Source organism: Deinococcus sp. QL22 (assembly GCF_023370075.1).
Classification (GTDB): Bacteria; Deinococcota; Deinococci; order Deinococcales; family Deinococcaceae; genus Deinococcus.
In genome coordinates this window covers 1977501-2001609 of record NZ_CP097149.1, presented here as the reverse complement: position 1 = coordinate 2001609, position 24109 = coordinate 1977501, and the positions used below count along the sequence as shown (strand labels likewise).

Annotated in this window: 28 protein-coding genes and 1 tRNA gene; 11 read left to right on the top strand and 18 right to left on the bottom strand. The window is 61.6% G+C overall.

From position 1 onward, the window contains the following. The first annotated feature begins 24 nt into the window (after positions 1 to 24). From M1R55_RS10030 to lipA, 3 genes are all read left to right on the top strand, one after another. Entirely contained in the window at positions 25 to 516 is a 492-nt protein-coding gene (locus M1R55_RS10030; RefSeq protein WP_249391634.1) for a hypothetical protein, read from the top strand. Positions 517 to 783: 267 nt separating this feature from the next. Further along, positions 784 to 1563, top strand: coding sequence for a lipoyl(octanoyl) transferase LipB (gene lipB / locus M1R55_RS10025; protein ID WP_249391633.1), 780 nt, complete (start codon positions 784 to 786; stop codon positions 1561 to 1563). Beyond that, positions 1560 to 2564, top strand: coding sequence for a lipoyl synthase (lipA, locus tag M1R55_RS10020; protein WP_249391632.1), 1005 nt, complete (start codon positions 1560 to 1562; stop codon positions 2562 to 2564). The genes lipB and lipA overlap by 4 nt, the downstream gene beginning before the upstream one ends. A 122-nt stretch (positions 2565 to 2686) precedes the next feature. Here the strand turns inward: lipA and M1R55_RS10015 are convergent, their stop codons facing one another. From M1R55_RS10015 to M1R55_RS09985, 7 genes are all read right to left on the bottom strand, one after another. Then, a complete protein-coding gene (locus M1R55_RS10015) occupies positions 2687 to 2902 on the bottom strand; it encodes a hypothetical protein (protein WP_249391631.1) in 216 nt (71 codons plus the stop codon). Positions 2903 to 2975: 73 nt separating this feature from the next. Next, positions 2976 to 3338, bottom strand: coding sequence for an aldo/keto reductase (locus tag M1R55_RS10010; protein WP_249391630.1), 363 nt, complete (start codon positions 3336 to 3338; stop codon positions 2976 to 2978). A 73-nt stretch (positions 3339 to 3411) separates the two neighbouring features. Then, on the bottom strand, positions 3412 to 4266 hold the full coding sequence (locus M1R55_RS10005; RefSeq protein ID WP_249394187.1) for an SMI1/KNR4 family protein: 855 nt from the start codon (positions 4264 to 4266) through the stop codon (positions 3412 to 3414). 311 nt (positions 4267 to 4577) lie between these two features. Beyond that, positions 4578 to 5897 carry an ATP-binding protein gene (locus tag M1R55_RS10000; RefSeq protein WP_249391629.1) on the bottom strand — a complete coding sequence of 440 codons (1320 nt, stop codon included), beginning with the start codon at positions 5895 to 5897 and terminating at the stop codon, positions 4578 to 4580. Between the two features lie 30 nt (positions 5898 to 5927). Further along, complete coding sequence (locus tag M1R55_RS09995; protein WP_249391628.1) at positions 5928 to 6911, bottom strand: GAF domain-containing protein; 984 nt, start codon at positions 6909 to 6911, stop codon at positions 5928 to 5930. 674 nt (positions 6912 to 7585) lie between these two features. After that, positions 7586 to 7662, bottom strand: a tRNA-Ile gene (locus tag M1R55_RS09990). A gap of 120 nt (positions 7663 to 7782) precedes the next feature. Further along, positions 7783 to 8904: a deoxyguanosinetriphosphate triphosphohydrolase gene (locus tag M1R55_RS09985; protein ID WP_249391627.1), complete on the bottom strand. Its 1122-nt coding sequence runs from the start codon at positions 8902 to 8904 to the stop codon at positions 7783 to 7785. A 99-nt stretch (positions 8905 to 9003) separates the two neighbouring features. On the opposite strand from M1R55_RS09985, the gene M1R55_RS09980 reads away from it, so the two are divergent. Together M1R55_RS09980 and ribF are read left to right on the top strand one after the other, a co-directional pair. Next, positions 9004 to 9537, top strand: a complete 534-nt coding sequence (locus M1R55_RS09980; protein WP_249391626.1) for an NUDIX domain-containing protein — start codon at positions 9004 to 9006, stop codon at positions 9535 to 9537. After that, positions 9534 to 10430, top strand: coding sequence for a riboflavin biosynthesis protein RibF (ribF, locus tag M1R55_RS09975; protein ID WP_249391625.1), 897 nt, complete (start codon positions 9534 to 9536; stop codon positions 10428 to 10430). The genes M1R55_RS09980 and ribF overlap by 4 nt, the downstream gene beginning before the upstream one ends. Before the next feature lie 81 nt (positions 10431 to 10511). Here ribF and M1R55_RS09970 read toward each other — a convergent pair whose 3' ends face one another. Next, entirely contained in the window at positions 10512 to 11078 is a 567-nt protein-coding gene (locus M1R55_RS09970) for a YIP1 family protein (RefSeq protein ID WP_249391624.1), read from the bottom strand. Between the two features lie 183 nt (positions 11079 to 11261). Beyond that, complete coding sequence (locus M1R55_RS09965; RefSeq protein WP_249391623.1) at positions 11262 to 11915, bottom strand: TetR/AcrR family transcriptional regulator; 654 nt, start codon at positions 11913 to 11915, stop codon at positions 11262 to 11264. A 131-nt stretch (positions 11916 to 12046) separates the two neighbouring features. On the opposite strand from M1R55_RS09965, the gene M1R55_RS09960 reads away from it, so the two are divergent. The 3 genes from M1R55_RS09960 (at position 12047) to M1R55_RS09950 (ending at position 14247) form a co-directional block, all read left to right on the top strand. Continuing rightward, the gene (locus tag M1R55_RS09960) at positions 12047 to 12892 is read left to right on the top strand and encodes an SDR family oxidoreductase (RefSeq protein WP_249391622.1); all 846 of its coding nucleotides are present in this window, start codon (positions 12047 to 12049) and stop codon (positions 12890 to 12892) included. 181 nt (positions 12893 to 13073) lie between these two features. After that, on the top strand, positions 13074 to 14039 hold the full coding sequence (gene era / locus M1R55_RS09955) for a GTPase Era (RefSeq protein WP_371827099.1): 966 nt from the start codon (positions 13074 to 13076) through the stop codon (positions 14037 to 14039). A gap of 16 nt (positions 14040 to 14055) precedes the next feature. Next, on the top strand, positions 14056 to 14247 hold the full coding sequence (locus M1R55_RS09950) for a hypothetical protein (protein ID WP_249391620.1): 192 nt from the start codon (positions 14056 to 14058) through the stop codon (positions 14245 to 14247). A gap of 96 nt (positions 14248 to 14343) precedes the next feature. On the opposite strand, the gene M1R55_RS09945 is transcribed toward M1R55_RS09950, so the two are convergent. Beyond that, positions 14344 to 14772, bottom strand: a complete 429-nt coding sequence (locus M1R55_RS09945; protein ID WP_249391619.1) for a hypothetical protein — start codon at positions 14770 to 14772, stop codon at positions 14344 to 14346. 314 nt (positions 14773 to 15086) lie between these two features. On the opposite strand from M1R55_RS09945, the gene M1R55_RS09940 reads away from it, so the two are divergent. Beyond that, positions 15087 to 15740 (top strand): SDR family NAD(P)-dependent oxidoreductase, encoded by a 654-nt coding sequence (locus M1R55_RS09940; protein ID WP_249391618.1) that lies wholly within the window; start codon positions 15087 to 15089, stop codon positions 15738 to 15740. A 90-nt stretch (positions 15741 to 15830) separates the two neighbouring features. On the opposite strand, the gene M1R55_RS09935 is transcribed toward M1R55_RS09940, so the two are convergent. The 4 genes from M1R55_RS09935 to M1R55_RS09920 all read right to left on the bottom strand — a co-directional run bounded on the left by M1R55_RS09935 (position 15831) and on the right by M1R55_RS09920 (position 17893). Continuing rightward, on the bottom strand, positions 15831 to 16307 hold the full coding sequence (locus M1R55_RS09935; protein WP_249391617.1) for a Nudix hydrolase: 477 nt from the start codon (positions 16305 to 16307) through the stop codon (positions 15831 to 15833). 119 nt (positions 16308 to 16426) lie between these two features. Then, on the bottom strand, positions 16427 to 16993 hold the full coding sequence (locus M1R55_RS09930) for a YfiT family bacillithiol transferase (RefSeq protein ID WP_249391616.1): 567 nt from the start codon (positions 16991 to 16993) through the stop codon (positions 16427 to 16429). Continuing rightward, positions 16990 to 17331 (bottom strand): nucleotide pyrophosphohydrolase, encoded by a 342-nt coding sequence (locus M1R55_RS09925; protein ID WP_249391615.1) that lies wholly within the window; start codon positions 17329 to 17331, stop codon positions 16990 to 16992. Before M1R55_RS09925 ends, M1R55_RS09930 begins: the two co-directional genes overlap by 4 nt. A 70-nt stretch (positions 17332 to 17401) precedes the next feature. Beyond that, a complete protein-coding gene (locus tag M1R55_RS09920) occupies positions 17402 to 17893 on the bottom strand; it encodes a DUF4384 domain-containing protein (protein ID WP_249391614.1) in 492 nt (163 codons plus the stop codon). Positions 17894 to 18073: 180 nt separating this feature from the next. Here M1R55_RS09920 and ftsH point away from each other — a divergent pair, with 180 nt between their 5' ends. Continuing rightward, positions 18074 to 19996 carry an ATP-dependent zinc metalloprotease FtsH gene (gene ftsH, locus M1R55_RS09915; RefSeq protein ID WP_249391613.1) on the top strand — a complete coding sequence of 641 codons (1923 nt, stop codon included), beginning with the start codon at positions 18074 to 18076 and terminating at the stop codon, positions 19994 to 19996. Positions 19997 to 20076: 80 nt separating this feature from the next. Here the strand turns inward: ftsH and M1R55_RS09910 are convergent, their stop codons facing one another. The 4 genes from M1R55_RS09910 to M1R55_RS09895 all read right to left on the bottom strand — a co-directional run bounded on the left by M1R55_RS09910 (position 20077) and on the right by M1R55_RS09895 (position 23459). Continuing rightward, a complete protein-coding gene (locus M1R55_RS09910) occupies positions 20077 to 21258 on the bottom strand; it encodes a mechanosensitive ion channel family protein (protein WP_249391612.1) in 1182 nt (393 codons plus the stop codon). Between the two features lie 56 nt (positions 21259 to 21314). After that, positions 21315 to 22349, bottom strand: a complete 1035-nt coding sequence (gene plsX, locus M1R55_RS09905; RefSeq protein WP_249391611.1) for a phosphate acyltransferase PlsX — start codon at positions 22347 to 22349, stop codon at positions 21315 to 21317. Next, entirely contained in the window at positions 22339 to 22953 is a 615-nt protein-coding gene (locus tag M1R55_RS09900) for an NYN domain-containing protein (RefSeq protein WP_249391610.1), read from the bottom strand. Before M1R55_RS09900 ends, plsX begins: the two co-directional genes overlap by 11 nt. A gap of 146 nt (positions 22954 to 23099) precedes the next feature. Beyond that, positions 23100 to 23459 carry a DUF309 domain-containing protein gene (locus tag M1R55_RS09895; protein WP_249391609.1) on the bottom strand — a complete coding sequence of 120 codons (360 nt, stop codon included), beginning with the start codon at positions 23457 to 23459 and terminating at the stop codon, positions 23100 to 23102. Between the two features lie 110 nt (positions 23460 to 23569). On the opposite strand from M1R55_RS09895, the gene trxA reads away from it, so the two are divergent. Then, on the top strand, positions 23570 to 23929 hold the full coding sequence (trxA, locus tag M1R55_RS09890) for a thioredoxin (protein ID WP_249391608.1): 360 nt from the start codon (positions 23570 to 23572) through the stop codon (positions 23927 to 23929). The last annotated feature ends 180 nt before the right edge of the window (positions 23930 to 24109 follow it).

Below are 24109 nucleotides of genomic sequence, written 5' to 3'. Positions count from 1 at the left end.
GCCCGCTAGCCCTTACGCTGGGCCATGAATCCCATACGCCCGCTGGCTGCTGGAGCATTCCTGTTGGTCTTGACGGCCACCACGCCCGCCAAGGCCCAAAAAACGCCGCCCGCACTTCCCGCTTCCGCCACGTCCACTGCTGCCGAAAAAGCCGCTCTGACACGCGGACGCACGCTGATGAAAGAGTTTTACGCGGTGAAGTTGGATAACCTCTGGAACGCCTTTACCGAAGGTGTGCGCGGGCAATGGGGCACGCTGGCAGGCTTCCGGCAATTCAGGGAGACGGGCGTGCGCGATTTCGGCGCAGAGCAGGAGCTGGTGCGCGAACGCACGTTTACGCGGGCAGGCGTGACCTATTACATGCGCAGCGCCGCGTTTCAGAAGGCTCCCAAGTTGGTGTGGGCCCTGACCATCGGCTTCGACAAGGCCGGAAAAATCAGCGCGTTCGGCATTGCCTTGGAGCAAGACCGCACCGAAGATCAGGTGGCGCGGGGAGTGAGTGGCCGAGGGCAGTAGCGGTTGCGTTTGGGATGTCGTCTAAGGGATTAGGGTCTAAGGGACTAAGAAGGGATTCAAACTTGAGCCGTTGCCCCTAGCACCCGCTCCCGGCCCCTCACCTTAGACCAAGCCCCCGTCCATCCCCACCGGACACCCCGCCACGCAACTTTTCCTCGTGCCTACCACCACACACGCTCTGTTTCACCAACTGAACTGGTCAATAGGGCGCCAAATGCATCCTCTTCACACCTTGGAGAGTGGCGGCAGAGGCGTACAATTCCGGATGTGAAAGCCTTACCGGGTGAATTTGAAGCTGCTGGAGCGGGCGCATTTGACGTGCTTGACCTGGGCGTGGTGCCGTACCGGGAAGCGTGGGACTTGCAAAAACAGCACCATGCCCGGGTAGCGGCGGGCGGGCGTCCTGCCCTGCTGGTGCTGGAGCATCCGCCCGTACTGACGCTGGGCCGCAAAGCGCGGGAAGGCAGCAATATCGTGGTCACGCGGGAGTATCTGGCCGCGCAGGGCATAGAGGTGCTGGAAGTGGAGCGCGGCGGCGACGTGACCTACCACGGCCCCGGCCAACTGGTGGCTTACGCTCTTTTCCCGGTGGGGCGGCGAGTCGCGGACTTTTTGCGCCTGCTGGAAGCTGCTACCTTGCACGCCCTGACCGTTCTGGGCCTGCCCGACGCCCGCCCCAACCCCGGTTACGCGGGCGTGTACGTGAATCCGCGAGAAGTGAACGGCCTGACCTACGAGCAAAAGATCTGTTCGTTTGGGGTGGCCGTGCAGAAAAATGTGGCGCTGCACGGGCTGGGCCTGAACGTGACCACCAACTTGCAACACTTCGATCTGATCGTGCCGTGTGGCCTGAGCGGCACCCACATGACCAGTGTGGAGCGCGAATACCAGTTGCGCGGCCTGGAACGCACGGCCAGCGTCGCCGAAGCCAAAGCCGCCCTGATCGCCGCCTTCCACATCACTTTTGCCGCTTACGACTGGACGCTGCCCGACGTGGCAAGCCCCCTCAATCCATCTTCCCCACACCTACAGGGAGCCACACTATGACGCACGAGCCTATCAATCCACCGAGCGCCCCCGAACCCAAATTCATCAAAAACGGCATCTACCGCAAAGACAGCGTGCCCGTGCGCGACAAGAAACCCGACTGGCTGAAGGTGACCATCCCCACCGGGCAGGTGTTCGGGGAAGTACGCAAAATCGTGAAGGAACACCGCCTGCACACGGTTTGCGAGGAAGCCATGTGCCCCAACATAGGCGAGTGCTGGAGCCGGGGCACGGCCACATTTATGCTGATGGGCCACATCTGCACCCGCGCTTGCCGCTTTTGTGCGGTAGACACGGGCAATCCGATGGGCAAACTGGATCTGGACGAACCCGCCGGAGTGGCTGACAGCGTGCGCCTGATGGGTCTGAAGTATGTGGTACTGACCAGCGTAGACCGCGACGATTTGCCCGACGGCGGCGCGTACCACTTTGCCAAAACGGTGCAGGCCATCAAGCGCGTGAACCCGGAAACCCGCGTGGAAGCCCTGACGCCCGACTTTGGCGGCAACACCCACTGCGTCGATCTGGTGCTGGACAGCGGCGTGGACACCTACGCCCAGAACATCGAAACGGTGCGCCGCCTGACCCATCCGGTGCGCGATATTCGCGCCAGCTACGACCAGACGCTGGCGGTGCTGGCCCACGCCAAAGCCGCCCGCCCCGACGTGATCACCAAAACCAGCATCATGCTGGGGCTGGGCGAGACCCGCGAGGAAATCAGCGAGGCCATGCGCGACTGCCGCGCCGCTGGGGTAGACGTGCTGACCTTCGGGCAATACCTGCGCCCCACCATGCACCATCTGCCCGTGGTGCGCTACGTGTCGCCCGCCGAATTCGACGACATCCGCGAGGAAGGCATGAAGCTGGGCTTTCTGGAAATCGTGTCGGGGCCACTGGTTCGCAGCAGCTACAAAGCCGAGCAGATCGTGATGGACAGGCCCGGCAACCTTCCGGAGCATCTGGCCCACCTGGAGGGCGGCGAGCAACTGAGTTTGATCTGAAGGCAGCAATAGACAACGCTGGAGCTTGTGCATGCTCCGGCGTTTTGCTATGAACTGGGCGTCATACGGACTCTGCTCGGACTGAAGCGTCACCCTACGGCACTTTCAAGTCGGTTTCCGTGTCAGATCACGCCCCGACTCGCAGAGCCAGGGCGCAGAACGGTGTAGGTGATGGCCCGGAAGCGCCTCCTCTGGATTGCGACTGCGGCAATAATTTGGGTTACTTCCTGGGTCACGCCCAATTTTTGCTCTCGGTCAAGGGTATCCGCAGGCGTCAGAATCTGCACCCGAACATAAGTGCTGTCACCATTGGGGTTAGCCAACGTGTCAGAAGGCATGTCATGAATAAAAGAGGCTGTTGTTGTTCAAAAACAGATGTTGACAACACGGTTGCGAGTCAGGGAGAACGCCTCACTCGCCTCCATTCTGTTTGGCCTGCAACCGCTTGAGGCTGGCCTCCACCCCGGCCAAGATGTTCTTGCGAGACAAGCCCACGTCGTTTGGCTTCTCTCCCACCGGAAAGCGCACCTTGGTGGCAATCACCAGATCGTCGCGCTGCTGGGAGCTTAGCCAGCGGCCCATGGTGGCCTCTGACGCACCCGTGCTGTACACGTCTGCGGTGTCTATGAAGGGTGGAAGGGTGCTGCCTGCCCCGACAAAGTGGTCGAGCATCGCGTGGCTGGTGGCCTCGTCGGATTCGCGGGCGAACGTCATGGTGCCCAAACACAGTTCACTCACCTTCAGGCCAGGTTTGCCCACAAAGCGTTGTTCCATGGCCCGATTGTCTGAGGCGGGAGGGGCCGCTCAAGCTCCACTCCGGTGATGTCGTCTTTAGACTGAGCCGCCGTCACGACCACGGCAGGTCGATCCAACCGCCCGGCACCGCGACTCTGGAGGCCACGAACGCTTGGCCCTCGCCCAGAATTCGCTCGTGGGAGTAGCCACGCCGTTCCAATGCCCGGGCCACGTACAGGGCCGTCATGTTCGCCGGAAAGCCCGTTGCCAACTCAATCAGGGCGGCGTCCGTTTCCGGCGCGTCCAACTGCGCGATGACCTCCAACACGTTGTTGCACAGGGTCGTCTCTGCTGGAAAGCCCCGCACCGTCTCGATCAGCGCCCCCAGCGCCCAAACACAGCCCCGCTCCCCCAACGCCCGCGCCGTGTCGATCACCATTTCCCGGTGGTGCAGCAGCGGCAGCCAGTCCTGCTCACGTCCCGCCGGACACAGCATCAGCAGGAAGGCAGCATGCATCTCGCGTGTCGGCTCATGGTCAGTCTGACCGTAGGCCTGCAAGTGATCTTCGTAGACCGCGAGTTCCTCCGCGGTGGGGACACCGGTCAGCGGATAGTCCTGCGGCAGTCCTTCATCGTCTTGCAAGTAGCCCTCGAGCAGGGCGGCATACAGCGACTCCATGTTCCGGTAGAGCGGGGCCAGCTTGAAGGGCCGCTCGTGATCCAGATCAGCCACCATGCCCGCTTCTGCACCCGTCAGCAGGTAGAGGAGGTAATTGCCGTTGTCGTCCGTCCAGAGGGGAAGAAACCGCCCCCGGAAGGCGGGCACGTCCACATACAGCCATTCGCCAAGTTCATCAAAAGCTTCACAGAGCAGCCCAAGGGGTTGCAGGCGGGAACTGAGCATCGGTTCCATGCTCTCCTGCTCGCCGTTATGGTCGAGGTACAGAGCACGGACTTCGGCAGGCAGGGGCTCGCCCAGCCGGTGTTCCAGACGGAACAGCTCAGCTTCGGTTGCAGGGGAAGAACGTCACGCCCGCGTCGCGCAGGGCTTGGCCGGGAACAGGCATAGTCCATCATCTCACGGCATCAGAGGGCTGGTTCAGACGGGCGAAGGCAGACCGCATGACCTGTACCCACTGAAGACGGCCAGAACCGAGCAACCCGGTCTGCGGTGACAGCATCCCGGCGGCCTGCACTCCCCCCGTCTGATCTCTAAGTTCAGCAGCGTAGCTCCAGCCTGAACTTGTCCAGAAGAGGCGAGGCAGGTGGTAAGCACTTTCACTCCGGGGCGTTGGCGTCCTCACTCTTGGGCAAGGTGAACGAGAAGGTGGCTCCTTCTCCCACCTGTCCCTCCGCCGTCACTGTGCCCCCGTGCCGAGCCACGACCCGGCGCACGTTGGCCAGCCCCACACCGTTGCCTTCAAACTCTTCCTGACGGTGCAGGCGCTGGAACACCCCGAACAACTTATGCGTGTAGCGGGTATCGAAGCCCACCCCGTTGTCCCGAACAAAGAGCCGCCAGTCGTGAGGGCCGTCCTCCGCCCAGATCTCGATCTGTGCCTCTGACCGAGGAGCGGTGTACTTGAGGGCGTTGCCCAGCAGGTTCTCAAAGACTTGGCGCAAAAGCCCCTGATCCCCCATCACCAGAGGAAGCGGGCTGACCGTCCAAGTCACCTGTCGCCCTTTCAGCTCCGAATCGAGGCTCTGCCTTACCCCTATGACCAACCGGTTCAGATCGACCGGCTGGAGAAGCAGTGCTTGCTGAGAGGTGCGCGAAAGCTCCAGCATCGCGTCAATCGGAGTGTTCATCCGCCCCGCCGCCTGATCCATGATGGCGAGGTACCGGGCAGACTTTTCGTCCAGACGGTCTGCTAACGATCTGCGCAGCAGGTTGCCAAAACTCATCATGTGCCGCACCGGAGTCCGCAGGTCATGCGACACCGAGTAGGCAAAGGCTTCCAGTTCCTCGTTGGCGGCGCTGAGCGAGCGGGTTCGGGCGTCCAGAATGTCGCGCTGGGCCGTCAGTTCCCGTGCATGCTCGGCACGTTCAAGAGCCAGGCTCAGGCTGTGCATGGTCGTTTCCAACACCGCCCGGTCCGTAGCTGTCCACTTGCGCTGGTGGAACAGGCCGATCACGAAGATGCCCACCGTCGTGCGTGCCACTTGCAGGGGCAGCGACACCACCGCCCTGATGTGCTTGACTACCTCGGCATCCGTGTCGCTTCCCTGGGCATAAACGTCCTGATAGAGCGGCTGACCCGTCTCGAAGGGCTGGCGGAGAGTCGGGATTTCCAAGGGGAACCCGGCGTCCACCAAGGCCTGAAGCACGTTGTTGCCCAGTTCGCCCACCTGAGATCGGCAGCGCCACAGTTGGCCTTCGGGTTCGTAATACACCGCGTAGCCGGGCGGCAACAAGGTCAGCACGATTTCCTGAGCGCGGCGCACCAGCGGGTAGCGTTCGGTTTCGAACATCAAGTCCTGTGACAGCTGCGCGAAGGCCTCGAGCGCCCGGTTCCGGCTTTGCACCGCTGCTTTTTGAAGCTGCACCTGCTTCACCTGATCCGCCCGGTCAAGGGCGAGGCTCAGTCCCCGGCACACGGCCAGAAATAGGGCGCGGTCACTGGCTGCTCAGTGAGTCTGGTCTTTAAGGCCAATCCCCAGCACGGCCTGTACCTCGCCCCGCCACAAGAAGGGATAGGTGGCGACCGTGGGGTACATGTCAGTGTGGTTCACCTGTTCCCGCTCCGCGTCCCAAGCGTTCACGAACACGGGGGCATGGCTCCGGAGCACCGCAGCGAACACGGGGGTCTCCAGGGGCAACCCGGCCCGCAACTGCGCCAACAGTTCTGGACTCTCGGCCAGATTCTCGCTCTGCACCCGCAGCTTCCAGCGCCCGTCGTCCCGTTCGTAGTAGGTCACGGTGCTGCCCGGAAAGCGCTGATCCAGCACGGTCACGCTGTGTTGCGCCAGCAAAAGCACCTCGGTCTCGGTGCCTACCGCTTCGGTAAACGCGATAAAGGCTTCTTGGGCGCGGGCTTCCCGCATAACCTGCCGGGTGCGCTGATCCACTTGTTGCTGCAATTCGGACATCAAGCGGGCGCGTCCGAGGGCAATGCCGCACTGGGCACTCAGGGTTCGCAGGAAATGCTGTTCCTCCGGGGAGAAGGTGTGCGGCTCCCTAAAGTCCAGCACGATGACGCCCAAAGGCTGCACACCCTCGAACATGGGCAAGACGGCGGTGGCGACGGGCGCGATCACGCCGGTATGCGCTTCAAGTTCGGGATAGGCCGCAGTAAGCGCTCCCGCATGCTCGAAGAAGAGCGGCGTACCCCACTGAAGTGCGTCCCCGGCAGGCATCTCCGTTTCCAGTGGCCCCGCCTGCCAGATGGTCTGGGCGTCCTCTTTGTGCCCAGCGGTGGCCGCCACCTCCAGACCGTTCCCAAGTTCGTTGACCAGCAACACTGCCCCGGCTACAGCATTCAAAGCAGTGAGCGCTGGGGCGAGAATCACCTCAAAGACCGAGGCAGGCGTGGTGGCCGCCGCCAACAGTTCTGTGACGTCCTGCAAACGCTCCGTCAGGGACAGGTGGGGGAAGGTGGAAGGCTCCGACATCAAAGCAGCCTAGCGTGTTGGAGACACAGCAGGAGCACTGGAGACTGCTATTTAGAGTGGTGCGTTCATCAGTGCACGCCAGTAGCCCGAACTGCAGTGACTGAGGCGTTTTGTGCTGCACCAAGCCGCCTGATGCAGCAGCCTACAGGCTTCGTGACTGGTCACAATCGTTCTACGTTTCTTGACTTTAATTTGGAGCCATACGCGAGGCTGCGCTGATGAGCCGCAGATCATCCCTTTATGAGGGCGGAGAAGTTCCGAAGCGCTAGGGAGGGTCTCCCCCCAGCGCAACGCCTCCCAACGACGAAATCGTGCGGCAGATTCGTGTTCAGGACGGCTTTTGACCATCTCAACTCAGCCGGATACGTCTCTCTACCTTTCTTCTGCTTACCACCCTCGTGGGGATTCTATTTGCTGCTGCTGTGCCCGGCCAAGCCACCACTCCGGAGGCCCTCGGCATCACTCTGTTACTTAAAACCCTGCCGATCAAGCACGGCTGTCGGCTGGGCTGATGCATCTGGGGCATCTTCAACAATCAGCTCTCGCTGACGGTCAAGCGGCGCTGGCAACTGCGACAGCTGCCCCGGTGACAGCCCTACTATCCAGCCGAATGTATACCCGAAGCCCCAAAGTACAAACAACAAAAAACCCCGCCTAGGACGGGGAATCTCTCTTGGTGCGGATGCCCAGACTTGAACTGGGGACCTCACGCTTATCAGGCGTGCGCTCTAACCAACTGAGCTACACCCGCGCACCAACTGTATTTAACCAACACGAAATCAGCATTCTCACGCTGCACCCCCGTTCTGGCGGGCGGGGATCAATGTATCAGGGGCGGGGCAGGGTGTCAACGGGCAAGGCGGCCCCGAACTCAGGGCGGCGTGATCAGGCCGTACGTTTCCAGAGCGTAGCGGTCGGTCATGCCGGCCACGAAGTCGCACACAGCGCGGGGCAAGCCCTCAGCCTCGGCACGGGCACGGACGGTGGGGGGCAGCATAGACGGGCGGGCCAGAAAAGCCCGGAACAGCGTTTCCAGCACCCGCGTGGCCTGCTCGACCTGCATCTCTACTCGCCAATGTCTGTACAGGTTTTCGCGCAAAAAAGCGCCCGTATCGCGCAGCAGCTCACGCATGGGTGGGCTATAGGTGATCAGGCCAGCAGGATATTGGCGGGCTGCCTGCGCCGTGGCCACCCCACTGGCCGCAATGGCCGCGTCGCTGGACTGGGTCAGGTCAGAGATCAGCCAGCCCAGCAACTCGCGGTGCAGGGTGCGGCGGTCGCGCTCGGTCAGGTCGGGTGCGGCGGTGGGCACGCGGGCCAACAACTCGTTCCAGAGAGGTAGTTCGGCCAGGTGCGCGGGTGTGATCAGGCCACTTCGCAGGCCGTCGTCCAAGTCGTGAGCGGTGTAGGCCAGTGCATCGGCGGCATCGACCAACTGGGCTTCCAGACTGGGCCTCTCCAATCCGGCGCGGTCATGCTTGTTCAGGCCGTCCAAAGTTTCATGGGTCAGGTTCAGGCCGGGAAAGTCGGCGTAACGGTCTTCCAGCAGGGTCACGATTCGGCGGGCCTGTCCATTGTGATCAAAGCCGCCGTGCCCCATTTCACCTTGCTCAGCCATCAGCGCGTTCAGCACACGCTCGCCTGCATGCCCGAAGGGTGGGTGGCCCAAATCGTGCGCCAGCGCCAGCGTTTCGGCCAAAGTCTCGTTCAGGCCCAGCGTCAGCGCCACCGAGCGGGCCACCTGCCCCACTTCCAGCGTGTGAGTCAGGCGGGTGCGGTAATGGTCGCCCTGCGCGTTCAGGAACACCTGTGTTTTGGCTTCCAGCCGCCGAAAAGCAGTGGTGTGCAGCACGCGGTCACGGTCTTTTTGAAAGGCGGTGCGGGTCGTGCTTTCGGCTTCCAGGTAGGCTCGCCCCCGCGAATCGGCGCTGAATGTCGCGTAGGGCGCGAGGGTGGCCGTCTCTCGCGCCTCCAACTGCTGGCGGGTCAACATGCGGCGATTCTGGCAGATGGCGTGGCGGCAAGGGCCAGAACGCCAAGAAACCGTAACCCTGCCTGCTTCCCCGGTCTGCCGCTCTGCCAGAATGCGGCCATGAGCGATTCGCAGGAAGGCGGCACACAGGTCATCTATGACGGGCGGATTTTGCGTCTGGAATTACAAGAAGGCAAATGGGAAGTGATTCGGCACGCCGCTGCGGTGTCTATTCTGGCCCTGAACGAAGCGGGCGAAATGCTGCTGGTGCGTCAGCTTCGGCGGGCCGTGAACGCACATACGGTGGAAGCCCCGGCGGGATTGATCGATGAGGGAGAAACGCCGGAGCAGGCCGCCCGCCGCGAATTGCAGGAAGAAGCGGGCCTGGACGCCGATATGACGCTGCTGACGCGCTTTTATTCCAGCCCCGGCTTTTGCGACGAACTGCTGTACGTGTTTGCCGCCCGCAACCTGCGCGACTCCCGCCTGCCAATGGACGACGACGAGGAGATAGAGGTGCTGTGGATGCGCCCACAAGCTGTCCTGGACGGCCTGCGCGACGGGACGCTGGTGGGCAGCGCGGCCACGATCACAGCGGCCCTGTTCGGCGTGCAGACGCTGGCTGGCACTCTGGGAGCGGGTGCCGCACAGTGAAGACCTTTATTTCGCCCGGCCAGCGCCCCGACACCGAAACGGTGGTCGCCATCGGCAGTTTCGACGGCATTCACCTAGGACATCAGGCATTGATTGCTCAGCTGAAGGCCAAAGCGCGGGAACACCGGGTGCCCAGCGTGGTCTACACCTTCGATCCACCCACCCGCGTGCTGACCCAGGGCGTAGAATTCCTGTCTACCCTCCCCGAAAAGCTGGAACTGCTGGCCCGCTACGGCGTAGACGAAACGGTGGCCGTGCCCTTTACCGCCGAATTTGCTGCCCGCCCCAAGGAAAACTTTTTGGATGATCTGCGGCTACTGCGGCCCCGCACAGTCGTCGTAGGCGAAGACTTTCATTTTGGGCGCGGGCGAGCAGGCAGCGCGGCAGACCTGGCCGAAGTCGCGCCGGAAGTGGTGGTCGTGCCGATTCACGGTCTGGGCGGCGAAGATATAAAGAGTACGCGCATTCGGGAATACTTGAAAACGGGCGATGTAGACGGCGCACGCCGCTTGCTGGGCCGCCATTACGACGCGCAGGGCGTGGTGGTTCACGGCGATCAGTTGGGCCGCACCATCGGCTGGCCCACCGCCAATATCAGTGTTCCAGACGGCAAGGCGCTGCCGATGGGCGTATTCGCGGTGGTGGCGATTGGCGATCACGGGCGCTGGCACGGCATGGCCAATGTGGGCTTCCGGCCTACCGTGAACGGCAAAACCCGCCGTTTTGAAGTCCATCTGTTCGACTACGAGGGCGATCTGTACGGCCAGGAACTGCACATCAAGTTCTTTACCCACCTGCGCGGCGAACAAAAATTTAGTGGACTGGACGCTCTGAAAGCCCAGTTACAGCAAGACGCGGCCAATGCACAGGCCGCGTTGGTGGGTGTGAAATAGCAAGAGCAGGGGCCAAAGTTCCACGCTTTAGCTCCTGCTCTTGCGGTTGTCGGACAAACGTATTAAATCTGGCCCGGTAGGTTAAAGCAGAATGCCGATAACAATGGCTCCGACGATCCAATACGCCACGCCTGACAAGACCAATGTAATGGCGGCCTGGGTCTGGTCGCGCAAATTCATGCTGGATTGCACGGCCAAGAAGCCGAAGAAGACCATAGCAACGGAGATAATCAGGCCCGCAATCCATCCCAGAATGGGAATAATACCAATGAGGGTTCCCACGATGCTAAGTGGGACGAAGAACAGCGCGAAAGTATAAGCGACTTCTGAGAGCGTGCCTGTACCCTTAAACAAATGCTTGCCGATCAGGTAGACGGCGGCCACGAAGATGGCGAACTGAACTGGGATGGCAACGAGACGACTAAAGAACTGCGAGAAGATGTTGTAATCGTGCAGAGGCGCAAAGACTCCAGCGATGACGCCTGAAACGAGGGCCGCCAGAAGCACGTAAATGGCCGCTTGCATCATGCCGCCGCGCTTTTCGTACAGTTCAAACGTGCTGGGGCTGGGGCGCGTCAGTACCGCCATACTCTGAGGAAGCATCTGGGCAACGGTATCGGTGGGGGCAGATTGGGTCGGTCGGCTCATGCCACACAGTACGCGCCCCATGTCAAAGAAGTTTCAGAGAGGCTTGACACTTGGTCAATCTTTGCAGCGGATGAAGCAGGCCACTCTAATCAGAAGAAAGAAACTCTGAGTTATGGGCCATCAAAAGCAGTCCGGCACCATGACCCGTTCCTGTCTGTCAATTCAAAGCCAAAGACACATGACTCATGGCCTTTTTTGGCACAGTCCCGCATACAACGCCGTCAAACTTTCTTGCAAGGCAGGCCCGAATTGCACGCACAGCGGCGTGAGTTCCGGGGTTTGCATGGCCGCCTGAACAGCGGGCGCGGGGTCGGACATGGGATAGAGGCCCGCCACCAAGGCCTGTGTGTACGTCAGCAGTTTCAGGCTGTCACCGGGGGGCAGACCGGGCAACGCCGATTCCAGCAACGGCGCAAGCGGCTGCAGTTGCGTCAGCAACCAGCCTTTGTGGGCGCGGGCGCGGTCTTCGCTGATGTTGCGCTCCAGCAGCCCTGCCAGATGCGGAATCAGGCGCGTCAAGGCGGCGTGTTCCTCCAGCAAGGTATGAATGAGCGCTGCGAGACTGGCCGGGGAATGCGTGCCTCCCAGCCGCAGATGCCGCGTCAGACCTTGCAGCCACGCGTCAAGCAATTCCTCGTACAGAGCCAGAAACAATGTCTCTTTGGTGGGGAAATAGCCGTACAGCGCGGGCTTGGTCAGGCCTACACGCTCAGCGACGGCTTGCAAGGTCAGCTCTTCGTACCGGTGCGTCTGCCACAGCGTCAAGGTCTGATGCAAAATCTCGGCCCGCCGCGCTTCTTTGGCACGGTCAGACCGGGCACGAGCAAGAGTAACCACGGGTTAATTAGAGTGGAGATAGGCAAAGAAGTCAAGGCGAATTTCCATAATGAGGCAGCTTGACATACTTACCCAGAGTTAGTAGAGCCTGACTTACCGGGGGTCATTCAGGGCTGCCCACAGGAGATGACATGACCCAGCAGAACCACGCAACCAAAGATCAGTTCCGAGCGACCCAACCCGCCACCGCCCTGATTACGGGCGCGAGCGGCGGCATTGGCGAGGCCATCGCGCGGCAATTGGCGGCACGCGGCGCACACCTGATATTGGTGGCCCGCAGCGAGGGCAAAATGCAGACGCTGGCGCAGGAACTGGGCAACAAGCACGGTATTCAGGCGCACGTCATCGCCCTAGACCTGACCCGCCCCGATGCAGGCGAGGTGCTGCAACGAGAAGTTTCGGCCCGCCACCTGACGGTGGATATTCTGGTGAACAACGCCGGATTCGGCGGCTTCAGCGAATTCTGGATGCAGGACGCAGGCGAAATCAACCGCATGGTGGCCGTGAACATCGCCGCCCTGACCGACCTGACGCGCCGTTTTCTGCCCGATATGGTGACGCGGGGGCGCGGGCGCGTGCTGAATGTAGCCTCGACTGCCGCCTTTCTGCCGGGGCCGCTGATGGCCGTCTATTACGCTTCTAAAGCCTATGTGCTGAGTTTCAGCGAGGGCGTAAACGAGGAACTGCGCGGCACAGGCGTCAGCGTGACCGCCCTGTGCCCCGGCCCAGTCGCCACTGGATTTCAGGACGCCGCCAGCCTGGGCGAGAGCAAGTTGCTGAATGCAGGCACCCGCAGTCTGACCATGCTCACTGCCGATGACGTGGCCCAGCAGGGCGTAAATGCCATGCTGCGCGGTCAGGCGGTGCTGGTGGCAGGCAGCGTGAACAAGGTACAGAGTCTGATGCCGCGTTTCCTGCCCCGTGCCGCGGTGGCCCGCCTGATTGCGCGGGTGCAGGCGCGGAAAGAAGCAGTCTAAAGGTCAAGAGTCTAAGGAAAAAGACGGCCTGTATTGTAGAGGCTGTGCGGAAGGGAAAAACCCAACCGCCCCAGCACCCTAGGCCCTCAACCTTTAGACCCTTAGACTGCCCGCCGCCAACCCCGCTCCTCCCTGTCCCAATGAACACTTGCCCCGGCAGGCGCGTGCGACAATGAAAATGATGACGGATTCAGCTTCCAGCCCAGATCACCTCCGCAACACCCCAGACAACAGCCCCAAACAGGGCAAGGCTCCGCAGACCCATTCCGGGTTCGTGGCGATTGTCGGCAAACCCAACGTGGGCAAAAGCACGCTGATGAACTCCTTTTTGGGCACCAAAGTCGCGCCCACCAGCCCCCGCCCGCAGACCACCCGGCGCGGCGTGCGCGGCATTCATTCGTCGGGCAACCGCCAACTGGTGTTCGTAGATACGCCGGGACTGCACAAGCCCAAAGACGCGCTCGGCAAGTACATGAACCACGAGGTTCACAGCGCGTTGGCCGATGTAGACGCCGTGATCTGGGTCGTAGATCTGCGCCACCCGCCCACCGATGAAGACCAGTTGGTGGCACGGCAGGTGCGCGAATTGCCCAAACCTCTGTTTCTGGTGGGCAACAAAACCGACGTCGCCAAGTACCCCGAAGAGGCCATGAAGCTGTACCGTGCGCTGCTGGAAGGCCGCACCCACGACACCAGTGAAACGGTTCTCAGCGCCCAGAACAACCCGCAAGCAGTGGCGACTTTGCGTGAGCAACTGCTGGACATCTTGCCCGAAAACCCCTTCTTCTATCCCCTCGGCGCGGCCAGTGACCAGACCCGCGAAATGTGGGCTGCCGAGATTATCCGAGAAGAAGCCATGAAAAAGCTGCGCGACGAGTTGCCCTACGCCGTCGCCACCCGCGTGAACAGTTGGACGGAGCGTGAGGACGGCCTGCAACGCATAGAAGGCGAAATCGTGGTGGAAAAGAACGCCCACAAGGGCATGGTCATCGGTGCAGGCGGCAAGCAACTGCGCGAAATCGGTCAGGCCGCCCGCAAGCAACTGGAAGTCTTCCTGAGCCGCAAAGTCTTTTTGGGCCTTGAAGTCATTGTGATTCCCGGCTGGCGCGAGGATGAGGAAGCCCTGCGCGAATTGGGCTACGAGTAAAGCCGAATAGATCTGGATGAGCCGCGCCCGGTTTGTCGCCAAAGCCATTCCTGGTGAGGGCTGGCGCATTTTGAACCGCAAAACAGAGGGGTGGTGGGGAGAACTCTGCAAGGACTATCCCGCCACGCTGCTGGCCGAACTGAACGACGCTCAACGTCCACCCGAATTCATGACACTCATCAATAAGAACCGCAAGCCGCGCCAATAAAGTTTCAGTTGACTTCGGCAAAACCGCCCCCGCTCCAGCATCGGCTGTGAGCGGGGGCGGTTTTTGAAGCTTGGCACGGTGGGTGCTAGAGCAAGACTACTTCTTGACCACCGTACACCATGCCAGAATCACGTCGGCCTCACCCTGAAACCAAGTTCCAGCTACCCACATCTTCGGCGTGGTCAGAACAAACTGCTCGTATGCACCGCCGTCTGAGGTCTCGCCTACATCCAGACTCTTGTACTTAAAGTCTTTGGGGATTTTCGCGTTCAGGTCTTTGGCGATGGCGGTGGGCTTGCCTTCCCAGAAGAGCAGTTCGTGGTACTGGCACTGCCCATTGAGCTCTGCCGCCGTTGCATCGAGCACCTCGACCATTTCTTCGGAGAAGTCATCGTCGGTCAGTTCGAGTGCGCCCTTGGGCAGTTGAAAGCCAGTGAGGTTGGATTTGGTGACAAAATCCGTGGCCAGGGCAGAGGGCAGCAACAGGAGCGAGCAGGCGACCAAAAAGCCTAATTTATTTCTCATATCTGTCAGTGTGCTGGCCTCTATTCCGTTCCACAATAGAGGGGGGTGCAAGGGGCATCAATATGAAAAATCAGGCTTTTACCCTCTCATACGGACTTGCTTTGATTCCCGAACATCTGCAAAGGCACCGATAGGGTCGTCCATCGCCGCCAGCCCGTACTCATTGCCACTCGCTCCGCTCGGATGATGTTCAGGAATCATCGCAATTTGATCTCAATCGCTCTCTTGCTCTCCCACCTGAACAGGGCTGGCCGACTGTCTTTTGCATGCCCGCATACGGCACACCTGCCCCCGCCTGTGCTGCACTGCGGCCCATGACCACACTGATTATCGGAGCCACGGGCGGCATTGGCGCAGCGATGGCGCGGGCAATGGCGGGCGCAGATTCACTGATCCTGGCCGGGCGGGATGAGGCCAAATTGTCGGCCCTTGCCGCCGAACTCGGAAGTACCGCACTGGGCAGCACAGCGCAGCGGGTAGATGTAGGCTTTGAAAGCCATGTGCGCTCGCTGCTGGACGGCGTGGAGAGCCTGGACACCGTCATTTATGCAGCGGGCGCGGCCCTGCCTCAACCCCTGGCAGACCTGGACGCCGCGCAGGTGCGGGCCGTGTGGAACGCCAACTATTTTGGAGCCGTCTGGACGTTGAAATATGCGCTGCCCAAGCTGATGGAAGGCGGGCGCATGTACCTGATCGGCGCGAGGCCCGAACTGGTCACGGCCAAAGGGTTTTCCCAGTATGCTGCCAGCAAAGCAGCCCTGGCGCAGGCCGTGACTATTGCCCGCCTGGAATTGCCGCGTGGCACGCAAAAAGCGCTGACGCTGGTGCTGCCGCCCGCCGTGGATACACCGCTGTGGACGCAGGTGGGCCGCATGCCCCGTGGAGCCATCAGCGCCGAAGCCGTAGCGCAGGCCATTGCAGCCGACAGGAGCGGCGCGGCGCAGGGGGAATTGCGAGTAGAAGGGTGAATCTGGATCGTGGGTTATGGAACGTGGGAAAGGCGTGGTGGCTGGGAAGACGACGCTTTAAGCAAAGCTGAAAATTGTTCAACGACTGCTCTACGCCAGAGCTTCGGCCCGCTCCCACTCGGCAAACGCGGCATCTATAAACAACTTGGTGTGATGCATCCGCAGTTGGCGGGCGGCGTAGAGGGCCTCCACTTCCGCACGGGTAAAATACCGCGCCTCCTGCACCTCGGCGGCAAATCCGGGCCGGGGCGCCGGCGCAAGTGCTGGCCCGATCACTTCTGCCAGCCAGGCGAACCGCAGGATCAACACGTCGTCGGGCATCTTGCCCAGCAGCGTATTCAGGAGCTTGATGGGCCGCACGCTCAGCCCAGTTTCCTCCCACGCCTCGCGCACGGCGGCGTCCTGGGGGTTCTCGCCCTCCTCTACCCCGCCCGCCGGAAAGTGCCACAGATTGCGGCTGCCGGGTTTGCCTTCCTGTACCAGCAACACTTCACCCGATGCATTGATGACCACCACGCCCGCCGAACGCAGCGTGACTGGAATGTGTAGGGTTTCGTCGTACTGCACGCTATTGCGGTAAGCCGAAGGCGAACCTGAACGGAGTGAACGGCAAGCGGTACCGGCTGGCAGAGATGGACGGCTCTCCGGTGTTTGTGCGCAGAGTCGGGAATCGGAGCCCGTCCATCCTATTTCCCGATCAACTTCAGGTGCGCCGTGTGGTGGCGGCCATGCCACGCGTACATGGCGGCCAGCGTATCCAGCGTGTAGGTGCGGCCCTGCGCGGGGTGCGTCCACTGGCGTGCCCAATCTGCGCCCCCCCAGTCTGTGCCACCTACGCCATCCAGCACGGCCACGATGCGGTTATGCAGCGAATCCAGCAAGCTCAGGCTGACTTCTACGGGCAACTGCGAATCGGGCAACTCGGCCCAGAGGGTCTGCTCGTAGGGCCTGATGGTCGGATTGGACTCGGTCAGAGTCAGTTTCAGGCGGGCGTAAGCGTTGAGATGGCTGTCGCCCACATGATGCACCACCTGCCGCGCCGTCCAGCCCCCCTCGCGGTAGGGCGTGTCTAACTGGGATTCCCCCAATTGGGCCACCGCCGCACGCAACTCGGCGGGCAGGGCGCGAATGGCAGCCACCGCTTCGGCCCGCTCCTGCGGCGTCAGCGTGAGCGGGGTAGGCATGGGGCCAGTAGGAAAACGGCGGTCTGGTGCGGCGGCGTCAGGCATACGGTTGGGCATAGCGTCGGTCATAGGCTCTCCTTCTTCGTCCAGCGGTCAGCATCCCGCGTTTCCACTTTGGTCATCATGCGCTCAAAGCCGCGCTCCAGGCTCAGGCCGCGTTCGTTCGCCATGCAGATCATCACGAACAGCAGGTCGGCCAGTTCCAATTCTAGGTCGCCCACGTCTTCCCTCGGCTTGGGCGTTTTGCCGTTCTGGTGGGCAATGACACGCGCAATCTCGCCCGTTTCTTCGGTCAGGCGGGCCAACATCAGCAGCGGCGAAAAATAGCCTTCCTTGAACTGGGAAATATAGGCGTCCACACGGGCGCGGGCAGCCTCGAAGGTCAGCGGAGCAACAGCATCAGTCATGCGGGCAGAGTACGAAAAAACCAGCCGCACGGGGCGACTGGCTTCCAGAAGGCAACTTGAGTCTTAAACTTTAGCGCACGTACAGGTAGGTTTCCTGCACGTCCCTGTCGGCGGGCGCGTAGTTGTTCAGGTATTCCTCGCTGGCCCGGTTCCAACGATTGCCGTCGTACACGCCGCCCAGCACGAGGTCGGTGGTGGGGCGCACGCGGGTAAACAGCACGCGCACACGCTGCAAGCCGCGGGGGGCCGCCACGTTGTAGGTCACGCCGTCCTGGGCGCGGGGGAAAGTGGTGGTTCCGGCCTGCACGTAGGCGTCACGCACGAGTGCATTGGCCGTGCCGTTGGGGTTCAGGGCCAGCAGGGTCACGTACCCGGCAGTGCGGGTGGTCACACTCAGGCGCAGGGCTTCGCCGATCACGTAGTTGCCGCCCTCGCCCCGATCAGGACGAACGCTGGTGATCAGGTTGCTGCTGCTCCCGCTAAGGCCCAAGTTGGGGCGAACGTTGACGGTACAGGCACTCAGGGTCAAGCTGAGTGCGCCAAGCACAAGGAGGCTACGCATAGGGGCAGTCTACTGGCCGAGCCTGACAGGAATCTGAGTCTGACCAATATGTCATCTCTGAAAACCAGGAGAAATGGGTCAGCTTGATGGGGGGGGTCGTGGTACAGGGGGCCGGGCGAGGGCTGGGGCAATGGTCAGCTTTCATAGGATATGGGCGCGGAAGGCGGCGTAGCATAGGCTATGGCCCCCGCCCGTGCCCGCCCTGCCCGGTTGTTTCCGCCGCTGCTGTTTGCCCTGCTGCTGGCTGGCCCGCTCGCGGCTTCTGCCCAAACGGCCTCTGCTCAAATAGCTTCTGCTCAGACTGCAGATCAGGCGTTGCCACCCACCACCAGCACTCTGCGGCCACCCAGCAGCGGCGGCTACTCCACCAACCGCTTTTTTGAAGACCTGAAGACGGGCAAGGTCGCACAGGTCACGCTGGACGGTGCGGGAAATGCCAGCGTCACCTTTATTGATGCCTCGCGGCCCCGTTCGGTGGTGGTGCCGCCTGACGCCGTGACCCTGAAACGGATTCGGGCGGCGGGCGTGCCCCTGCGCGTCACACCGGGTGGGTCGCCCTTTGGCTGGATCGGGCAAGTGCTGCCTCTGATCCTGACCGGGCTAATTTTGCTGGTGCTGTGGCGCTCGCTGCGGGGCGCTCAGGGCGGCGGCAACGCGGCGAGTCAATTTGGGAAGTCCAAAGCGGCAGTGATCGCGGAGGGCCAGATCAAACAGACTTTTGCTGATGTGGCCGGGTGCGACGAGGCCAAGCAAGACCTGCAAGAAGTCGTCGAATTCCTGCGCCACCCCGAGCGATACCACCAACTCGGCGCACGTATTCCCCATGGCGTCTTGTTGGTCGGCCCTCCCGGCAGCGGCAAGACCCTACTCGCTAAGGCTGTCGCAGGCGAAGCCAAAGTCCCCTACTACTCCATCTCCGGTTCGGATTTCGTTGAAATGTTCGTCGGCGTCGGTGCGGCCCGTGTCCGTGACCTGTTCGAGCAGGCGAGGAAGAGTGCGCCCTGCATCGTGTTCATCGACGAAATCGACGCTGTTGGACGCAAACGCGGCGTGAGTTTGCAAGGCGGGAATGACGAACGCGAACAGACGCTCAATCAACTGCTCGTCGAAATGGACGGCTTCGGCAGTGGACAGGAAGTCATTATTCTCGCGGCAACCAACAGACCGGATGTGTTGGACGCCGCCTTACTTCGGCCCGGACGTTTTGACCGTCAAGTGGTGGTGGACGCACCGGATGTGCGGGGGCGGGAGATGGTGCTGCGAATTCATGCCCGGAAAAAGCCCTTGGATGCCAGCGTGGATTTGGCCCTCGTCGCCAGAAGAACGGCGGGGATGGTCGGAGCCGATCTCGAAAACCTGCTCAATGAAGCGGCATTGCTCGCCGCACGGGAAGGGCGGACACGGATTACGGGGCGGGATGTGGACGAGGCGCGTGACCGGGTGCTGATGGGGCCGGAACGCCGCAGTCTTGTGGTCAGAGAGGCAGACCGCAAGGTGACGGCCTACCACGAAGTTGGACATGCCCTCGCCGCTCAACTGTTGCCCCACGCCAACCGAGTCGCCAAACTCACCGTTGTTCCTCGTGGCCGGGCTGCGGGCTACATGATGCCCGACGCCGATGACCGCCTGCACGTGACTCGGCACGCGCTGGAAGACATGATCGCCGTCGCTCTGGCAGGCCGCGCCGCCGAAGAAGTGGTATATGGCGAGATCACGACTGGGGCGCAAAACGACTTTCAGCAGGCCACCAACATTGCCCGCCGCATGGTCACCGAATGGGGGATGTCAGACCGGATCGGCAAGGTGGCCCTCGCCTCCGACGACGGCAACTTTCTGGGCGGCGGCTCTCAGGCCATGCCCATCAGCGAAGCCACCGCGTTTGCTGTAGACGAGGAAGTCCGAACTCTGATCGATACCGCCTACGCACGTGTGCTGGACCTGGTGCGGGAGCATCTGGCGGGCGTCCATGAGATCGTGACCGTCCTCATTCGGCGCGAAACCCTCAGTGGCGAGGAATTCAGCACCCTGCTGGCGGGCGGCACGCTGGACGACTTGCCCACGCCTCCACCATTGGCGGGCGGCAGTTCTCCCCTCCCCGCCTAGGCGCTGTCTGTAACACAAAAAGAAGGCTGCCGCGAGAATTGAACGCTCGCGGCAGCCTCTTTGTTGCTGAGATAGATCGCTCAACTCTCGTCGTCTTCCGGGTCACGGGTGGTGCTGGGTTTCACAGGTGTGTGGGTGCGGTCTTGGCTGACCCGCGGGTCGGGGGCCAGATCGTCGCGGGTGATCTTGATTTCTATGGGCGACCCGCCAAAGTTCAGCGAGCGCTGCGGGAAAGGAATCTCTATTCCGGCCTGATCCATCGCAATTTTAATGCGGCGGTTGTACTCGCGCCCAATCGCGTATTGGCTTTTGGGCTGCACCTTGTACAGCGCCCGCAACGTTACGCTGTCGGGGGCCAGTTGGGTCACGCCCTGCATCTCCGGGGCTTCCAAGAAGAATGGACTCCATTCAGGGTCAGCGTAAATCTCGTTGCTCACGGCTTCCAGCACGCGCAGGGCGTCGTTGATATTGGCCGTATAAGTGACGTTGACGGTGGCGACCACGCGGCTCCAATCCTTGCTGCTCACACTGACCGTCAGAATTTGGCCGTTGGGGATGATATGCACCGTGCCGTCCAGCGCCCGGAGTGCCGTGACACGCAAATTCAGGCGCTCCACGTTGCCTGACAACAGGCCCGTATTCACCGTGATCACGTCGCCCACGCCGTATTGGTCTTCCAGCAAGATAAAAAAGCCGGTGAAGACGTCTTTGATCAGACTCTGGGCACCAAATCCCACCGCCAACCCCAGCACCGACACGCCCGCCAGAAGGCTGGTGGCATTCACACCCAAGGTTTCCAAGCCCGCGATCAGGCCGATGACGACCACCACAGCCTTCAGCGAGCTTTCTACCACGCCCTTCAGGGTCTGAACACGCACGCTGCGGCGGTTGAATTCCTCCTCGGCCACGATGCGCCCAGCCACACTGCCGATCAGGTTCCAAGCGATCAGGGCCAGCGCGACGATAACGACCGCCTTCCCCGCGCTGTTGCGGAATCCAGCCACGATGTCTTGCCCCAAATCGAACAGGAACGGCACGGATGGCAGGTACGCCACATGGGTGGCCACCGCCAGCCAGCCTACCGTGCAGGTCAGCAGCCACAGCCATTTCAGGGCCATGATCAGGCGGCGATTGACGTGCGCTTCCAAGCCGCGCAGAAGCGTCCGGCCAAAGCGGTACAGGGCGTAGGCGGTGACCGCCGTGAGCGCCAGCCCCAGCCATACTTGCGGCTTAGACAATTGAAAGACTAAGGTGTCCAGCATTCGTCTAATCTTTCATAAGTCAGTGAGCAGGAGCGGCCAAATCCGGGCAAAGGAGCCTATTTCTGTGCAAAGGCCGCTTCCAGCTTGGGAATCAATTGGGCTTCGTGGGCACGGGCCGCCCGCAGCAGTGCATTTTTAACGGCTCTGGCGTCGGCGCTGCCGTGCCCGATAAAGGCCAACCCGCGCACGCCCACCAGAATGCTGGCCCCGTAGGTGCTGGGATCCATGCGCTCGGCCAGGCCCCGCAGTGCGCCGCGCACGAGCAGGCCGCCCACCTTGCTTTTCAGCGTGCTGCCCAACGCCTCGCGCACCCAGCCGAACAGCACTTTGGCTTCTCCCTCGGCCAGTTTCAGCACCACGTTTCCGGTAAATCCATCGGTGACGACAATATCGGTGGTGCCCAGAAAAATGTCGCGGCCCTCGATATTGCCGTGAAAGTTCAGCGTTTTGCCGTGCATATCGCGCAGCAGGGCGTGGGTTTCCAGCACCAAGGCACTGCCCTTGTGATCCTCCTCGCCAATGCTGAGGAGGCCCACCGTGGGGTTTTCCTTATCTTCTACGACGCGTAGATACACGCTGGCAAGGCGCGCCCACTGCGCCAGATACTGCGCTTTTACGTCGGCGTTGGCTCCAGCATCCAGCAGGGTCGTAAAGCCCGATTTGGCAGGCAGATGGGTCAGGATGGCGGGCCGATCTACGCCCTTGATGCGGCCCAGAGTCAGCAGGGCGCTCGCCATCGTGGCCCCGCTGTGGCCCATGCTGACGGCAGCGGCGGCCTTGCCCTCCTTCACGAGGCGGGTACACACGTTGATGCTGGCTTCGGTGCGGCTCCGCACATCGCTGGCGTGTTCGTCCATGCCGATCACGTCGGCGGCGTCGACCACTTCCAGAGGCAGGCCCGAGCTTCCGGCGTACTTGCCCAACTCAGCGTGCAGCTTCACGCGGTCACCGACCAGCAGCACCGACACGCCAGCGCGGGCGGCCAACACCGCGCCTTCTACATTCGGTAGCGCACCAAAGTCGCCTCCCACCGCGTCCAGTGCCATGGGCAGGGCAGAATCCGGGCGAGGAGCCTCTGCTTTAGCGGTCATCCGCATCGGTCAGGGCCGCTGACGTGTAAAAGGGCCGGGATTCGGTGCCGCGTGTCTCGCTTCCTCTACCGCCTTCACTGGGCAAGCGGTAGCCGGGGCGCTCCACCTGCTCGCGGATATCCTTAAAATCTACATAGCCATCGGCGGCGTTGCGGAGTTCGTAGCTGGTCATTTCGGGAATGCTGGCCACGATCACGCGCTTGCCCCGCGCCCGCAACACCTCCACCGGACGCTCGAAATCGCCGTCGCCGGTCAGCAGCACCGCCGAATCAAACCGCTCGGAGGTGGTGAGCAAATCCGTCACGATCTCTATGTCGAGGCTGGCGCGGCGGTGCGTGTCGCCGTGCTCATTGGTATTTTCGCGCAGAGGGCGGGTACGAACCGTGTAGCCCATATAGGTCAGCGCGTCTATGAAGCGCTTTTGCTTGTCGTCCATCGGCAACGGTACAGCGGTGTAATAAAAGGCGTTGTACAACACGCCGTACCCTGCAAAATGCTCCAGAATCTTGCGGTGATCGAAGTTCCAGCCGAGGCGTTTGGCTGCCGCGTACACATTTGCGCCGTCAATAAATAATGCAATTCGTTCCACTTGAATACCTTCCATTGGTCGTGCCTCCATCGAATAGATCGTGCTGATAGGTGGTACTGAATCGGCCTTCAAGCTTACAACATTGGGATAAAAAGAGAATTGAGCTTCGGCGCGTTGCCGTTAGGATAACGCACCGGACAAAAGAACGGCAGGCCAGAGGGTCAGCCTCCGTGCCGCAGGACTTGGGGCCGCGCCTGTTCTACGCCAACTGCATTCAGGGCCGCCCACACGTCGGCCCGCAAACCAGCCAAATCAATCCCCGCATACTCGGCGGGCAAGGCGTCCAGATACAGTTCTGCCTTGGCAAAATTTCGGTGCGCCAGGCTGCCGTGCTGCCAGCGTTTGTGCAGGGCCGCGGCCAGCAAAATCAGGGCCGACAGGCAGGCCCGCTCGTTGCCCGTCGCCCGCAGCCACACGCCTTCCCACGCCTCGTGCGCTTCCCACCAGTGGCCTGCATTAAACAGCCGGACGCCTTCTTGCCAAGCTTCTGAATCCGACGCCTGTGAATCTGATACTGCCATCCCCCAACAGTAAGGCCGATGACAGCGTATGACGCGGCCATGAACGATGCGTTAGGTCACCCCCATTTGCTGCCTATCTGCCCAGTAGGCTCAGGCGTATACTTTACTTTATGAAGCCTGTAGAACTCTCAGACAGCAATTTTACCGCCGAAATCAGCGAAGGCCTGACGCTGGTTGATTTCTGGGCACCCTGGTGTGGCCCCTGCCGCATCATCGCCCCAGTCATTGAGGAATTGGCCGGGCAGTACGAAGGCCGCGTCAAAATCGGCAAGCTGAACGTCGACGACAATCCCATGGTGCAGGGCCAGTACCGTGTGATGAGCATTCCCACGCTGATCCTGTTTAAAGACGGTCAGCCTGTAGAAGGCGTGGTCGGCGCACAGCCCAAGCGGGCCTTCGAAGCTCTGCTCGACAAGTACGCCGTGACCGCCCAAGTTCCCGCCGCCGCAGAAAGCGTTTCGGCCAACTAAAGCCAACCTTTACAGAAGCCGCCTCCGTGTTGGGGGCGGTTTTTGTTGGGCTGAGTGTGACGGGCTTTGTCTAAGGGTCGAGCGTCTAAGGGACTAAGAACAGCGAGAGCCAGAGCTAAAGCCGCGCAGCAGCAGCAAACGCCAGGTTTCACGAACCACCCCTAGGCCCTTAGACCCGCC

What these genes read in the sequence shown, in the direction of transcription:
- M1R55_RS10030 (WP_249391634.1), top strand. Translation starts at nt 25, where the DNA reads ATGAATCCCATACGCCCGCTGGCTGCTGGAGCATTCCTGTTGGTCTTG.
- lipA (WP_249391632.1), top strand. Translation starts at nt 1,560, where the DNA reads ATGACGCACGAGCCTATCAATCCACCGAGCGCCCCCGAACCCAAATTC.
- M1R55_RS10015 (WP_249391631.1), bottom strand. Translation starts at nt 2,902, where the DNA reads ATGCCTTCTGACACGTTGGCTAACCCCAATGGTGACAGCACTTATGTT.
- M1R55_RS10010 (WP_249391630.1), bottom strand. Translation starts at nt 3,338, where the DNA reads ATGGAACAACGCTTTGTGGGCAAACCTGGCCTGAAGGTGAGTGAACTG.
- M1R55_RS09995 (WP_249391628.1), bottom strand. Translation starts at nt 6,911, where the DNA reads ATGTCGGAGCCTTCCACCTTCCCCCACCTGTCCCTGACGGAGCGTTTG.
- M1R55_RS09985 (WP_249391627.1), bottom strand. Translation starts at nt 8,904, where the DNA reads ATGTTGACCCGCCAGCAGTTGGAGGCGCGAGAGACGGCCACCCTCGCG.
- M1R55_RS09980 (WP_249391626.1), top strand. Translation starts at nt 9,004, where the DNA reads ATGAGCGATTCGCAGGAAGGCGGCACACAGGTCATCTATGACGGGCGG.
- M1R55_RS09970 (WP_249391624.1), bottom strand. Translation starts at nt 11,078, where the DNA reads ATGAGCCGACCGACCCAATCTGCCCCCACCGATACCGTTGCCCAGATG.
- M1R55_RS09960 (WP_249391622.1), top strand. Translation starts at nt 12,047, where the DNA reads ATGACCCAGCAGAACCACGCAACCAAAGATCAGTTCCGAGCGACCCAA.
- era (WP_371827099.1), top strand. Translation starts at nt 13,074, where the DNA reads ATGACGGATTCAGCTTCCAGCCCAGATCACCTCCGCAACACCCCAGAC.
- M1R55_RS09950 (WP_249391620.1), top strand. Translation starts at nt 14,056, where the DNA reads ATGAGCCGCGCCCGGTTTGTCGCCAAAGCCATTCCTGGTGAGGGCTGG.
- M1R55_RS09945 (WP_249391619.1), bottom strand. Translation starts at nt 14,772, where the DNA reads ATGAGAAATAAATTAGGCTTTTTGGTCGCCTGCTCGCTCCTGTTGCTG.
- M1R55_RS09940 (WP_249391618.1), top strand. Translation starts at nt 15,087, where the DNA reads ATGACCACACTGATTATCGGAGCCACGGGCGGCATTGGCGCAGCGATG.
- M1R55_RS09930 (WP_249391616.1), bottom strand. Translation starts at nt 16,993, where the DNA reads ATGACCGACGCTATGCCCAACCGTATGCCTGACGCCGCCGCACCAGAC.
- M1R55_RS09925 (WP_249391615.1), bottom strand. Translation starts at nt 17,331, where the DNA reads ATGACTGATGCTGTTGCTCCGCTGACCTTCGAGGCTGCCCGCGCCCGT.
- M1R55_RS09920 (WP_249391614.1), bottom strand. Translation starts at nt 17,893, where the DNA reads ATGCGTAGCCTCCTTGTGCTTGGCGCACTCAGCTTGACCCTGAGTGCC.
- ftsH (WP_249391613.1), top strand. Translation starts at nt 18,074, where the DNA reads ATGGCCCCCGCCCGTGCCCGCCCTGCCCGGTTGTTTCCGCCGCTGCTG.
- M1R55_RS09910 (WP_249391612.1), bottom strand. Translation starts at nt 21,258, where the DNA reads ATGCTGGACACCTTAGTCTTTCAATTGTCTAAGCCGCAAGTATGGCTG.
- plsX (WP_249391611.1), bottom strand. Translation starts at nt 22,349, where the DNA reads ATGACCGCTAAAGCAGAGGCTCCTCGCCCGGATTCTGCCCTGCCCATG.
- M1R55_RS09900 (WP_249391610.1), bottom strand. Translation starts at nt 22,953, where the DNA reads ATGGAAGGTATTCAAGTGGAACGAATTGCATTATTTATTGACGGCGCA.
- M1R55_RS09895 (WP_249391609.1), bottom strand. Translation starts at nt 23,459, where the DNA reads ATGGCAGTATCAGATTCACAGGCGTCGGATTCAGAAGCTTGGCAAGAA.
- trxA (WP_249391608.1), top strand. Translation starts at nt 23,570, where the DNA reads ATGAAGCCTGTAGAACTCTCAGACAGCAATTTTACCGCCGAAATCAGC.